14 protein-coding genes are annotated in these 13517 nt (G+C 53.7%); 2 read left to right on the plus strand and 12 right to left on the minus strand.

Features of this window, described 5'->3' with window-relative positions; translation table 11 throughout:
- Positions 1–7 precede the first annotated feature (7 nt).
- From napC to napF, 7 genes are read right to left on the minus strand one after another with little or no spacing between them, the layout of a single operon-like run.
- Positions 8–610: a cytochrome c-type protein NapC gene (gene napC / locus H9644_RS10135; RefSeq protein WP_064526764.1), complete on the minus strand. Its 603-nt coding sequence runs from the start codon at positions 608–610 to the stop codon at positions 8–10.
- A 9-nt stretch (positions 611–619) separates the two neighbouring features.
- On the minus strand, positions 620–1069 hold the full coding sequence (gene napB / locus H9644_RS10140) for a nitrate reductase cytochrome c-type subunit (protein ID WP_000835177.1): 450 nt from the start codon (positions 1067–1069) through the stop codon (positions 620–622).
- Positions 1066–1929: a quinol dehydrogenase ferredoxin subunit NapH gene (napH, locus tag H9644_RS10145; RefSeq protein WP_064526762.1), complete on the minus strand. Its 864-nt coding sequence runs from the start codon at positions 1927–1929 to the stop codon at positions 1066–1068. Before napH ends, napB begins: the two co-directional genes overlap by 4 nt.
- Positions 1916–2611 carry a ferredoxin-type protein NapG gene (napG, locus tag H9644_RS10150; protein WP_000091300.1) on the minus strand — a complete coding sequence of 232 codons (696 nt, stop codon included), beginning with the start codon at positions 2609–2611 and terminating at the stop codon, positions 1916–1918. The genes napH and napG overlap by 14 nt, the downstream gene beginning before the upstream one ends.
- 6 nt (positions 2612–2617) lie before the next feature.
- Positions 2618–5104, minus strand: a complete 2487-nt coding sequence (napA, locus tag H9644_RS10155; protein ID WP_064526758.1) for a periplasmic nitrate reductase subunit alpha — start codon at positions 5102–5104, stop codon at positions 2618–2620.
- Positions 5101–5364, minus strand: coding sequence for a chaperone NapD (gene napD / locus H9644_RS10160; RefSeq protein WP_064526756.1), 264 nt, complete (start codon positions 5362–5364; stop codon positions 5101–5103). Before napD ends, napA begins: the two co-directional genes overlap by 4 nt.
- Complete coding sequence (gene napF / locus H9644_RS10165) at positions 5354–5848, minus strand: ferredoxin-type protein NapF (RefSeq protein WP_000686723.1); 495 nt, start codon at positions 5846–5848, stop codon at positions 5354–5356. Before napF ends, napD begins: the two co-directional genes overlap by 11 nt.
- Before the next feature lie 108 nt (positions 5849–5956).
- Here napF and H9644_RS21815 point away from each other — a divergent pair, with 108 nt between their 5' ends.
- Entirely contained in the window at positions 5957–6121 is a 165-nt protein-coding gene (locus H9644_RS21815; RefSeq protein ID WP_064526755.1) for a hypothetical protein, read from the plus strand.
- 130 nt (positions 6122–6251) lie between these two features.
- The gene (gene eco / locus H9644_RS10170; RefSeq protein ID WP_064526754.1) at positions 6252–6740 is read left to right on the plus strand and encodes a serine protease inhibitor ecotin; all 489 of its coding nucleotides are present in this window, start codon (positions 6252–6254) and stop codon (positions 6738–6740) included.
- A gap of 307 nt (positions 6741–7047) precedes the next feature.
- Here eco and mqo read toward each other — a convergent pair whose 3' ends face one another.
- From mqo to apbE, 5 genes are all read right to left on the minus strand, one after another.
- Positions 7048–8694: a malate dehydrogenase (quinone) gene (gene mqo, locus H9644_RS10175; RefSeq protein ID WP_064526752.1), complete on the minus strand. Its 1647-nt coding sequence runs from the start codon at positions 8692–8694 to the stop codon at positions 7048–7050.
- 217 nt (positions 8695–8911) lie between these two features.
- Positions 8912–10555 carry a microcin J25 efflux ABC transporter YojI gene (yojI, locus tag H9644_RS10180; protein WP_064526747.1) on the minus strand — a complete coding sequence of 548 codons (1644 nt, stop codon included), beginning with the start codon at positions 10553–10555 and terminating at the stop codon, positions 8912–8914.
- A 75-nt stretch (positions 10556–10630) separates the two neighbouring features.
- Positions 10631–11281: a DNA oxidative demethylase AlkB gene (gene alkB, locus H9644_RS10185; RefSeq protein ID WP_064526745.1), complete on the minus strand. Its 651-nt coding sequence runs from the start codon at positions 11279–11281 to the stop codon at positions 10631–10633.
- Complete coding sequence (gene ada / locus H9644_RS10190; RefSeq protein WP_064526744.1) at positions 11281–12345, minus strand: bifunctional DNA-binding transcriptional regulator/O6-methylguanine-DNA methyltransferase Ada; 1065 nt, start codon at positions 12343–12345, stop codon at positions 11281–11283. Before ada ends, alkB begins: the two co-directional genes overlap by 1 nt.
- Positions 12346–12418: 73 nt before the next feature.
- Positions 12419–13474 (minus strand): FAD:protein FMN transferase ApbE, encoded by a 1056-nt coding sequence (gene apbE / locus H9644_RS10195; RefSeq protein ID WP_064526742.1) that lies wholly within the window; start codon positions 13472–13474, stop codon positions 12419–12421.
- Positions 13475–13517 lie beyond the last annotated feature (43 nt).

Raw genomic sequence — 13517 nt, forward strand, 5'->3', positions numbered from 1 at the left:
TACCTTGTCAGAAACCTGGCTCAACTTCGCGCATATCAGGCAGCTTATGTGCAATCCCTTTATGGCAGTCGATACAGGTTTGCCCAGCTTTTACTGCCTGGTCGTGCATTTTTGCAGCGACAGATTTCTGGGCAGTTGCATCCATAAACTCGAAGTTGTGACAGTTACGGCACTCCTGCGAGTTGTTGTCCTTCATGCGCCGCCACTCATTCTGTGCCATAGTCAGGCGATGAGCTTCGAATTTTTGCGGCGTGTCAATAACGCCCAGAATTTTACCATACAGCTCTTTACTTGCTTTGAGCTTACGTATCATTTTCGGCACAAACTCGTGCGGAACGTGACAATCCGGACAGGTCGCACGTACGCCGCTACGGTTGTTGTAATGCACGGAATCCATGTATTCCTGATACACCGTGTTGCGCATCTCGTGGCAGCTAATGCAAAACTCTTCAGTGTTAGCTTTTTCCATACCGGTGTTAAAGCCGCCCCAGAAGACAATGCCGCCGACAAAACCGATCAACAGCAGCGTACCCAGCGCCAGACGGCTGGGGGTACGCCACCATTTCCACAGGCGCTTAATCAGACCAGGCTTACGGTCAGAATTTCCCATAATAACCTCTTATTTCCCGTAACCTTTTGACGGGGTAAAGGTATTCCCCACGATTGGCGCGGTATCGGCCTGCGGTACGTGACATTGCAGACAGAAGTAACGACGAGGAGCCACTTCCGCGCCCACTTTGCCGTCGCTGTCCATAAAGTGAGTAGGACTGATGCGCGGCGCGCCAGTGGTACGATAGCTTTCGACACCGTGGCACTGTAAGCAGCGGTTGGTATTGGTCGTTACCTGATAACCTTCAACGCTATGCGGGATCATTGGCGGCTGATTCACATAGTTCAGCGGCATCCGCTCCTGCTCTTTTGGCATCCGAATGGCCCCTTCCTGCGTCCCGGATACTTCCGGCGACTGGCTAAAATCGACGCCATTAGCCGCCCAAACTGCGCCGCTCACCACCAGGGCCAGCATCGCCGTCCATTGACACAGCGCTTTCTTCAGGTCATGGCTTTTCATGATTTCGCTCCCGAACTCCATCGTGTAGTTATTGTAAATACATCCTCAGAACAGACATCCACGCAGCGACCGCACGTCATGCAATCGCGGCTGGTGACCTGCACCGGGCTTTGTTCATCCAGCACCGGGGCACGTAGTACATGCGGTTCCGGGCAAACATGAAAACAATCCATACAGCGGTTACATTTCTGTCGATCGGTGGCCGCAACGGTGACAACACCTTTACTTCCCAGCACGCCATACAGCGCGCCGACCGGACAAATATGGCCGCACCAGCCGTGTTCAACGACCAGTAGATCAAATAAAAACAGCGCGAGAATAAGCAGCGCGCCACTGCCAAATCCCATTACCAGACTGCGCCCCATCAGAGAAACCGGGTTGATCCATTCCCAGATGAGCGTGCCGGTTAAGGCCGATCCCACCAGAATGACTACCAACAGCACGTAGCGAATGTGGCGTGGGATCGTCGCAGACTGATTGAGGTCAAATCGTCTGCGTAACCAATTTGCTAAATCGGTAATCGGGTTCAGCGGGCAGACCCAACTGCAAAATAATCGCTTTCCAGCCAGGGCGTAGAGCACAGTGATAATCACCGCGCCAGTCAGCGCCACCGTGGCGGGCAGATGACCGCTGGCAAGGCTTTGCAGCGTCATCAGCGGATCGGTCAGCGGAATGGTGTCGAATAACAGGCTACTGCTGTAGTTGCCATGCAAAATCCACACACCAAACCACGGGCCGCTCAAAAACATTCCCAGCACGAAGAACTGACAAAGTCGACGCAACACCAGCCAACGGTGACTGCGCCACCAGCCTTTCTTCGCCAGTGCCTCGCGCCCGGCGTCACGTTTACGATTTGCCATTGTTCCCCTCCAGCCAGCCGAAGCGGTAATGGTGACCTAACTCCCCTTTCGCCAGTGACAGCGGTAACACCTTGATTGCTGGTTGTTCCAGCACGCACACTTTTTCGCACTTACCGCAGCCAGTACAGGCATCGCTGTGAACTGTTGGCAGAAAACGGGCGTGCTTACCGGTACGCGTGTTGCGCTCGAGTTCCAGGGTGATTGCCTCATCAATTTTCGGGCATTCGCGATAACAGACATCGCAGCGCAGCCCCTGAAAGTTGAGGCAGTTCTCCTGGTCCACCAGCACCGCCAGCCCCATCCGCGCGTCGTCGATCGATTCGATCTCACGATCCAGCGCACCACTGGGGCATACTTTGGCGCACGGAACGTCCTCACACATTTCGCAAGGAATGTCCCGCGCGACAAAATACGGCGTACCTGCCGACAGGCCTGAGGCCAGCGTCGCCAGTTTCAAGGTGTCGTAAGGGCAAGCCTGAACACACTGACCACAACGTACGCAGGCACTGGCAAAGGCGTTCTCGTTTATGGCTCCGGGCGGGCGCAACCGCACGCCAGATGCGCGTGCGGTTTGCTGTTGTAACCCCAGCGCCACACCCACGGCTGCCAGCCCGCCTGCTGTGCGAACAACATCGCGCAGAAAGCGGCGGCGACCATTTTGAGGTTTCGCTGACCGGGACATAATGGCTTACACCTTCTCCAGTTTGACTGCGCACTTCTTGAAGTCCGTCTCTTTCGAGAGCGGATCGGTCGCATCCAGCGTCAGTTTGTTAACCAGCTGTGCGGCGTCGAAGAACGGCATGTACACCAGGCCCTGCGGCGGACGGTTACGCCCGCGCGTTTCGACAATCGAGATCACTTCGCCACGGCGAGAAACCACTTTCACTTTGTCGCCACGACGCAGGTCACGCGCTTTCGCATCCAGCGGGTGAATAAACAGGACCGCTTCCGGGAAGGCGCGGTGCAGTTCCGGTACACGGCGAGTCATACTGCCGGTGTGCCAGTGCTCCAGTACGCGTCCGGTAGAGAGCCACAGGTCGTACTCTTCATCCGGTGCTTCCGCCGCCGGTTCGAACGGCAGTGCGAAGATCACCGCTTTGCCATCCGGTTTACCGTAGAACTTGTAGCCTTCGCCCGCTTTCACATACGGGTCGTTACCTTCGCTGTAACGCCACTGCGTTTCTTTACCGTTCACTACCGGCCAGCGCAGACCGCGTGCTTTGTGGTAGTCATCGAACGGTGCGAGATCGTGACCGTGACCGCGACCAAACCATGCGTACTCTTCGAACAGCCCTTTTTGCAGATAGAAGCCCAGCTCGCGGGATTCATCGTTCAGTTGATCTTCCGCCAGTTCGGATACCGGGAATTTGCTCACTTCCGGGGTGGCATACAGAACTTCGTACAGCGTTTTGCCACGCAGTTCTGGTTTCTTCGCCAGCAGCTCTTCCGGCCATACTTCTTCAGTTTTGAAGCGGCGGGAGAACTGAACTAACTGCCAGAGATCCGATTTTGCTTCGCCCGGTGCCTGTACCTGCTGACGCCAGAACTGAGTACGGCGTTCGGCGTTACCGTAAGCGCCCTCTTTCTCTACCCACATCGCCGTTGGCAGGATCAAGTCCGCTGCCAGCGCACTGACTGTCGGATACGGATCGGAGACGATGATAAAGTTGCGCGGATCGCGCCAGCCCGGCATACGCTCTTCATTAATGTTCGGTCCGGCCTGCATGTTGTTGGTACACATGGTCCAGTAAACATTCAGTTTGCCGTCTTTCAGCGCACGGTCTTGCGCCACCGCGTGCAGACCGATTTTCGCAGGAATAGTGCCGCTCGGGATATTCCACTTCTTCTCGCAGATATCACGGTGTTTCTCGTTAGTCACCACCATGTCCGCAGGCAGACGGTGAGCAAAGGTGCCGACTTCACGCGCAGTACCACACGCAGAAGGCTGTCCCGTCAGGGAGAACGGACCGCAACCCGGCTGGGAGATTTTTCCGGTCAGCAGGTGCAGGTTGTAGACCAGGTTGTTGGCCCACACGCCGCGGGTATGCTGGTTGAAGCCCATCGTCCAGTAGGAGATGACTTTCTTGTTCGGATCGGCATACAGTTGCGCCAGCTGCTCTAACTGGTCTTTCGGCACGCCGGTCATTTCGGCGGTTTTTTCCAGCGTATATTCAGCAACGAAGGCTTTGTAATCTTCGAAGCTCATCGGTTCGGAAGCGTCAGACCCCGGATTCTTCGCTGCTTTTTCCAGCGGATGGGTCGGACGTAAACCGTAGCCGATGTCCGTCGCACCTTTGCGCAGGTTAACGTGCTTGCTGAAGAAGTCCTGATTTATCGCATTGTTTTGAATGATGTAGTTGGCGATGTAGTTCAGGATCACCAGGTCAGACTGCGGCGTAAAGATGATACCGTTATCCGCCAGCTCGAAGCTACGATGCTGGTAGGTAGAAAGCACCGCCACGGTGACGTTCTGGTTAGAGAGACGACGGTTAGTGATGCGCGACCAGAGGATCGGGTGCATCTCCGCCATGTTCGCGCCCCACAGCACAAACGCGTCAGCCTGTTCGATGTCGTCATAGCAGCCCATCGGTTCATCCATACCAAAGGTACGCATAAAGCCAACAACCGCCGACGCCATACAGTGACGCGCGTTCGGGTCGATGTTGTTCGAACGAAAGCCAGCTTTGAACAGCTTGGACGCGGCATAACCTTCCCAGATAGTCCACTGACCAGAACCGAACATACCGATCGATTCCGGCCCTTTTTCTTTCAGGGCGGTTTTGAATTTCTCTTCCATCACATCGAAGGCCTGATCCCAGGTGATTGGGGTAAATTCGCCTTCTTTGTCATATTTACCGTTTTTCATACGCAGTAGCGGCTGCGTCAAACGGTCTTTACCGTACATGATTTTGGGCAGGAAATAGCCCTTAATGCAGTTCAGGCCACGGTTAACCGGTGCGTCCGGGTCGCCCTGACAGGCCACCACACGCCCCTGCTGCGTTCCGACCAGAACGCCGCAACCAGTACCGCAGAAACGGCACGGCGCTTTATCCCATTTAATGGCTTCCTGCTGACCAACAACGGCGCGGGCAACGCCCGGCACGCTGAGACCGGCAGCCGCCGCAGCGGCCGCAACGGCGTTAGCTTTCATAAAGCTACGACGACTGATTTTCATGGTGTTTCCTCACCTTGCTCTTCCTGCTGGTGATAAACCAGCGACACCGCCAGCACGCCCTCTACGTTGCGTACTGACTCAATGGTTTGGATCAGCGTTTCGCTGTCTTCTGCTTCCACCACCACAATCAACTGACCGCTCGGCGCGTCGCTGACAGCGACTTCACAGCCAGGAAAGACGTTTAGTTGAGTGCTGATGTCTGAAATTCGTTCGCTTTTGGCCTGCACGACCAGGCTGCAAACTTGCCAGTTAGTGTGCATGGAGATACTCCGCAGTTATGGCTGATACCGGACAGCTGGCTGCACATGCACCACATCCGTTGCAAAGTTGGCTATTAAGTTGCGGCTGGTAGATCCCGGAGAGCGTCGGGCGAAAGATAATTGCCATTGGCTCACAGCTATCCTGACAGCGGCGGCATTCAACTGACTGATATGCCAGGCACGCGTCCCCAATGGTGAACTGCAAATCCCAGGCCCTGGTGTGGCGCGGAGAAAATAGCGATTCGGGGCAAGCCTGCGCGCAGGCGTAACAGAAGCTGCACTCGTTGTTTTTGAAATTAACGCTCGGATAGCCGCCCGCACCGCGTTGCAGAATGTTGTTTTCACAAGCATTAATACAGGCATCGCAGCGGGTACAATGGGTCAGAAAATGAGATTCATCACCGGACCAGGGCGGACGGATACCGTTACTGGCTTTGCGCCAGCGACCAGTGAGTATGCCCCGACGGGATGCATCAATCTTCACATTGACCTTCCATCATTAACGCGCTCCACAAAGCTGGAGCGACCAAATAAACCGCATAATTAATAAGCCATTTTTATAGGCGCTAAGATATTAAAGGATGTGTCAAAGATGCATACCCCGATCGGGGTAAAACCTGTAGCAGGATCAAAAGAGTGGCGGGAAGGCAGGCAAAAATGGGCTTTTATTCACATTTCAATCGGTTATAAACAATTTTACATAGCGATAAATTCACCAAAGATATTTCTCCAGGCTTCACCATCCGTCAGCATATAACACCAAAAGAGAAGGTAAAGTTGTCTGAATATTCCTTAAGTTATTCATAAAGCAAATCAATAAATCTGATGAATATGTTAACCTTCAGCGACATCAACGATGAAAACCTATAAATGAAGAAGGAAAACAAATGAAGACCATTCTACCTGCAGTGTTGTTTGCCGCTTTCGCCGCCACCTCTGCCTGGGCGGCAGACAGCGTCCAGCCACTGGAAAAAATCGCCCCTTATCCGCAAGCTGAAAAAGGGATGAAGCGTCAGGTGATTCAGCTAACTCCGCAAGAAGATGAATCTACCCTGAAAGTAGAACTGTTAATCGGTCAGACGCTGGAAGTCGACTGCAATCTGCATCGTCTCGGTGGGAAGCTGGAAAGCAAAACGCTGGAAGGCTGGGGCTATGATTATTATGTCTTTGATAAAGTTAGCTCGCCAGTTTCGACGATGATGGCCTGCCCGGACGGCAAAAAAGAGAAGAAATTTGTCACCGCATATTTGGGCGATACCGGAATGCTGCGTTACAACAGTAAGCTGCCGATCGTGGTGTATACGCCAGACAATGTGGATGTGAAATACCGCATCTGGAAGGCAGAAGAGAAGATTGAGAACGCAGTCGTTCGCTAAACTGCTGTAAACTGCTCCCCCTGTAGGGCGGATAAGGCGGTTACGCCGCATCCGACATCCAACGCCCGAGCTGGTTGCCTGATGCGACGCTGGCGCGTCTTATCAGCCCTATGCCGCTGTGAAGTGCTGCGCCCCGTAGGGCGGATAAGGCGGTTGCGCCGCATCCGACATCTAACGCCCGAGCCGATTGCCTGATGCGACGCTGGCGCGTCTTATCAGGCCTACGCCGCTGTGAAGTGCTGCACCCCGTAGGTCGGATAAGGCGGTTACGCCGCATCCGACACTCAATGCAGGATGCGGCGCATCATTACAACGCAATATCCGCCACTTCTTTTTGAACGGGTTGCGGTTTTAACTGCGGTTTCGGCGTGCTGTCTGCCGCCTGCGGCTTATCATATTTCAGACCCAGCACTTCGCTGGTGTACTGCAACTCACGTTCTGTTGCCGCCACATCGCCGTTCAACTTGCTGCCATAAGACGGAACGATCGCTTTCAGCGTGGCCTGCCATTGCGGGCTGGAAACACGATCACCAAACACTTTTTCCAGTAGATTCAACATAATTGGTGCAGCTGTTGACGCCCCAGGAGATGCCCCCAGCAGCGCGGCAATGGTTCCTTGCTGGTCGCTGACCACTTCTGTTCCCAGACGCAGTACGCCGCCTTTCTCGGCATCACGTTTGATAATCTGCACGCGCTGTCCCGCTTGCCACAAACGCCAGTCCTCTTTTTTCGCCTGCGGATAGTACTCTTTCAACGCTTCAAAACGATCCTCTTCACTCAACATCACCTGACTCACCAGATATTTCACCAGATCGAAATTATCCAGCCCGACGTGCATCATCGGCATCACGTTGGAAGTAGTGGTGGAACTCATCAGATCCCACAGTGAACCGTTTTTGAGGAATTTGGTTGAGAACGTAGCAAATGGCCCGAACAGCACTACGCGTTTACCGTCCAGCACACGGGTATCGATATGCGGAACTGACATCGGCGGCGCACCAACGGATGCCTTACCATAAACCTTCGCCAGATGGTGATTAACCACATTCGGGTTTTCCGAAACCAGGAACTGACCGCCCACCGGGAAACCGGCGTAGTCTTTCGCTTCTGGAATACCGGATTCTTGCAACAGTTTCAGCGCCGCACCGCCCGCGCCGATAAAGACAAATTTTGCGCGGATGTTCTGTACAGTGCCATTTTTCAGATCCGCAACGGTGACGGTCCAGGTGTTGTCGTCATTACGTTTGAGGCTGCGGACTTCGCTACTGAGTTGCAGCGAGAAGTTAGATTTCTTCTGCAAGGAAGCAATTAACTGGCGAGTGATTTCACCATAGTTTACATCGGTGCCAATTTCTGTACGTGTCGCAGCCACTTTCTGCTGCGGATCGCGCCCTTCCATCACGAGCGGCGCCCACTCTTTGATTTGCGCGTGATCTTCGGAGTAACGCATACCGCGGAACAGCGAACTTTGTTGCAAGGCCGCGTAACGGGCGCGCAGGAAGTTGACGTTATCCTCGCCCCAGACAAAGCTCATGTGCGGAACGGTATTGATAAATGAACGCGGAGTACGCAGCACGCCGCGCTCGACCTGATGCGCCCAGAACTGGCGGGAAATCTGGAATGCTTCGTTAATAGCGACTGCTTTTTCGATACTGATGCTACCATCGGCGTTTTGCGGGGTGTAGTTGAGTTCCATCAGCGCAGAATGCCCGGTTCCGGCGTTGTTCCAGCCGTTCGAACTCTCCTGCGCAACACCCTCCAGGCGTTCCACCATTGTCATCGACCATTCCGGTTCCAGCTCCCGTAAATAGGTCCCCAACGTGGCGCTCATAATGCCGCCGCCAATCAACAGTACATCAGTTTCCTGCTCCTCGGACGCTTTCGCTTTTGCCGCCATCGAAACGGCATTAAGCCCCACGGCCATCGAGAAGAGCATGGCAGTCACTTTTTTCATCTTGTTAATGCCTTACTTTTAGTCGCTTTATTGCAGGTGAGATTTGCGCGGCATCAACGGTAACACTTAAGTAACAATATTTAAATAATGTTTATAAATTATATTCTAATTTTAGAAACATTATAATTTCGTTGATTAATTATAGGGTTATTGGAAATGAAGGGATTTTTAGAATATTGACCTGGCGGCAGCGATCCGCCAGGTCAGCGTCAAAACATTATGCCGTCCGGGCAACGGCATCACGCGAAGCTGCGTCGCGCTCTTCGCCAGTCAGTTCGCTAAGTTGCCCATTACGCATCTCCAGCAGGCGGTCGGCGTGGATAAAGTAGTGATCATCATGGCTGATAGCAAAGATTGTTTTACCCATCTCCTGCATCAACGGCAGCAGTACCTGATAAAACTCGCGGCGGAAGTGTGGGTCCTGATCCGCCGCCCATTCATCCAGCAGGATAATGTCGCGTTCTTCTGCCAGTGCCAGCAACAGTGCCACACGTTTTTTCTGCCCTTTCGATAACTTCAGGTTAACAATACGCCCGTTACTTAACTCAAGCTTATGACCCATTTTCAGCTGCGCCAGCCATTTCTCAACCAGTTGCGGGTTAGCAGGTTTTCCCTCCGGCCCCAGCAGTTGATCAAACAACCAGACATCGGTAAAGACTGCCGAAAACAGTTTGCGATAATCTTCCGGTTTTTCGCCGCTGATAGGGTTGCCATCCAGCAAAATTTCGCCACTTTGCGGCTGATACAAACCTGTCAGCAACATCGCCAGCGTCGATTTTCCGCTACCATTGCCACCAATCAGAAACAGCAGTTCGCCACGTTTAATGGTGAGGTTAATCGGTCCAACGGAAAACGCGTTATCCTGATAGCTAAACGTAACATTACGCAGCTCCAGCGTTTGCCAGTTGGGAAACGCCTGCGGGCGCGGAAACTCCGCTTTGAAAGGCGCGAGCGCGAATTTGTTCAGTTTGTTAAACGCCACCTGTGCCGTTAGCAGCGTCGGCAACGCACCAACCGCCGAAAGCAGCGGCGTACGCAGGAACAGCAGCGTCAGCGAATAGGTCGCCGCAACGTTGGTATCCGCCCAACCGAGACTGTTCGCCATCCAGAACACCAGACCAATAGCGCCCAACATCATAATGTTCGACCAGTTCACGGCACTAAGATGGAACGTATCAGCGCGAATAATATGATGGCGGTACTCTTGTGCATCGGGAATGTAGAGGTTTTTAAAAACGTACTCGGCGCGCTCGCGGTTCAGGGTCAGCTCTTTACGCCCTTCCAGCACGGTTTGAAAATCCGTGTACAGCTTGTCTTCGGTTTCACGCAGGGTCGCCATATGCTTGTACACCCGCGCCACCAGCACAAAACCGCCCCAGATGGTGACCGCCATCCAGATAGCCGTTACCAGCAGCATTTTGCCCGACAGCATCCACAGATACGCCGCTGAACCGATAGTGAGAATGACTCCCTGCACCAGTTCCGGCAGACGAACAAACGCAATGGTGATATTGCGTACATCGCTGGTTAACCCCGCCAGCAACGAGGCGCTGCCGAGTTGTTCGATACGCTCGACGTGAGTATCCAGAATCCGCTTAATAAATTCGCTACGCAGTCGGTAAACGAAGTGATGTCCCAGTGTGGTGAGCGCCAGTTGCGATCCCAGCGTCACTGCCATCAACAGCAGCAATAAACCCAGAAACTCCGGCAACACCAGCAGACTGGTATCCGCCGTTTCGATAAGGCGCTGATTGATAAAAGCAATTAAGCCAATACCTAATGCCGCGCTGGCGAGACTTAGCGCCATCACACTGATAAATGGCCAGCGATACTGCCGCCAGACAAGTACAAGAAGTTCCATGCAGAAAACCCGGACAATGAATTACAGCCCGCAGTTTAAACATCTCCGCGCGCACAGCAATAATAATTCTTATTTTTATTCTTTTTTACCTGCCTGACGGAATGTCAGGTTGTAGCGGCAGTCGGCGGTGAGTGGATGAAACCCAGCTTTTATTGGTTGAATACCGTGATAAAACAGCCGCGATTCACCGCCCCACACCACCACATCGCCATGTTCCAGCAGCAGTCGTTTTAGCGGATCATTTCGTTGCAGGCCGCCAAATTGGAAAATAGCGGGTAAGCCCAGAGAAACAGAAACAATCGGCGCACGCAGGTCTGGTTCGTCTTTATCCTGATGCAGCGACAGTTTCGCGCCCGGGGCGTAGCGGTTGATGAGGCAAACATCAGGCTGAAAGTCTGGATAGCCCGCCGCCGTGGCCGCCCGCTGACATAAATCATGAAAACTTTGCGGTATCGCTGGCCACGGTTGTTCCGTTTGCGGATCAATGGGCGAATAGAGATAACCCTGTCGATTGGTGGTCCATCCCATATGTCCGCAGTTGGTCATCGCCACCGACATGGTATACCCGCCCGGGGTAACCATCTGGCGAAACGGCGACTGGCTGGCAACGTCATTAATATCGCGGATCAGTTGTTCCGCAGCGTTAAAAGCAAAACGGCGCAAAATCACCGCGCCGGAAGCCAGCGATTCTTGCCACGGCTCTGCATCAGCAAACAGATCCAACATTACATCTCCTCATGTTCAGCTTCGCGGCGCAGCAGGTGCGCTTTGCGCGACACGCCCCAGCGGTAACCAGAAAGTGCGCCATCACCGCGTACTACCCGATGACAGGGTATTACGATAGCTAACTTGTTGGCGGCGCAGGCGCTGGCTACGGCACGTACCGCTTTCGGTTTGCCAATCGCGTTCGCCAGTTGCTGGTAACTCACCGTTTCACCACAAGGTATAGTGCGTAGCGCCTGCCAGACTTGTTGTTGAAAAGCGGTTCCCCGAATATCCAGTGGCAACGTCAGCGGCGTATCGCGGTTATTGAGACTGACTATTACCTCGCGCACGTGTTGCTGAAACGTCGGATCAGCGGGAGTGTTGTCAGCGGCAGGAAACATCTGCTGCAGTTCGCTGATTAATGTCGCGTCATCATCGCCCAGTAATATTGCGCAAATCCCCCGCTCGCTTTCCGCCACCAGGCAACGCCCCAGTTCACAATCGGCCAGTGCATAACGCACAGCCAGGTTTTCGCCACCGTGGCGAAACTGTTTAGCCGTCATGCCCAGCGTTTCGTCGGCTTTGCGGTAATAACTACTGCCGTCGGGAAATCCAGCGTTCAGAATCGCCCGGGTGACGCACTCCCCTTTCGCCAGCGATTCGCGCAAACGGCGAGCGCGCCAGGCCTGTTGCCAGGCTTTTGGCGTCATTCCGGTCGTGGCTTTAAATAAACGATGTAGATGGAACGGACTCATCGCCACCTGGTCGGCTAAGGCTTCCAGCGTCATGGGCGATTCCTGTTCCAGCAGTCGACAAGCGTGGGTGATTTTATCCAACCGATGTTGCTGGGCGTTGGCTTTATCAGGTTGGCAGCGTTTGCAGGGGCGAAACCCAGCGGCGAGTGCCTCACTGGAATTGGTATAGAAGGAGACATTTTCCCGCAAGGCATGTCTGGCACGGCAAGACGGGCGGCAAAAGATACCCGTGGTACGCACGGCGAAAACAAATTCGCCGTCGACGTGCGGGTCGCGGGCTAAGACAGATTGCCAGCGTTGATCGTCAGTTAAGCATGTGGCGTTTTTCATAATCAGCTCCCTGGTTAAGGATAGCCTTTAGTCTGCCCGGCCACCATCACGCAAAAACCAACAATCTTGCGCTTTAATTTTTTTCGCTGACAAGGAAGCTTTTAAACTGTGGTGACATCCAGGTTTTAAAGCTATCGCCTTCTTTGGTGATCATATAAACCGCCAGCCCTTCCCGGCGAACAACCTCTTTGGCTTTCTCCGGCCCGAGTACCATCAAGCCAGTATCCCAGGCATCGGCTTCCAGCGCCGTCGGAGCAATCACCGTCACGGATACCAGATTGTGTTCGATGGGACGCCCGGTTTGCGGATCGATAACATGGGAAAGACGTTTGCCGTCCAGTTCGTAATAGTTACGGTAGCTGCCAGAGGTGCTAATCCCATGACCGTTGATATCCACCACAGCCTGAACCGCGTTTTCTTTATCGGTTGGTTTTTGAATCGCTACCCGCCACGGCAGGTCTTCACCGTTCATACCACGGCTGTTCAGCGCGCCGCCCACCGACACCAGATAGCGGGAAATCCCTTCCTGCTCCATCAAGCGTGCCAGGTGATCCGCCGCATAACCTTCACCGACGGTGGAGAGATCGACATATAAATCCGGCAGGTCTTTTTGCAGATATTGCTGGTGGGACTGATTAATCACCGTCAGGTGCTGTAAGCCGGTTTTGGCTTTCATCGCATCGATCTGTTCCTGGCTCGGAATTTGAACCGGCTGTTGTTCCGGGCCAAAGCCCCACAGATTCACCAGCGGCCCGACGGTTATATCCATCGCACCATCGGTCCTTGCGCCAATGCGCAGCGAGGTGGTGACGATATCGGCCATCGCTTCACTTACCGGCCACGGCGACAAACTTTGCGAGTCGTTAAAGCGCATCAGCGCGGAATCTTTTTTATAGGTCGAAAGCAGCTGATCGTCGGCGTCCAGCTGGGTCTGAATCTTTTCTTTAAGTTCGGCGCTGCGTTTGGCGTCAATGCCCGGGATGCTGGCACGCCAGAAGGTACCCATAGTTTTGCCTTCAAGAACGGTAACTTCAGTAGCGTGGGTTTTGGCGGGTTGTGGTTTTTGATCGCAACCAACAAAGAAGAGCGCGGCAGCCAGCAGTGCCACGCGGGTAAAGCTTATTTCCATACGTGATTATCCTCATGCGAACAATCGCAAGAGTACACCAAAA

Source organism: Escherichia whittamii, assembly GCF_014836715.1.
Classification (GTDB): Bacteria; Pseudomonadota; Gammaproteobacteria; order Enterobacterales; family Enterobacteriaceae; genus Escherichia; species Escherichia whittamii.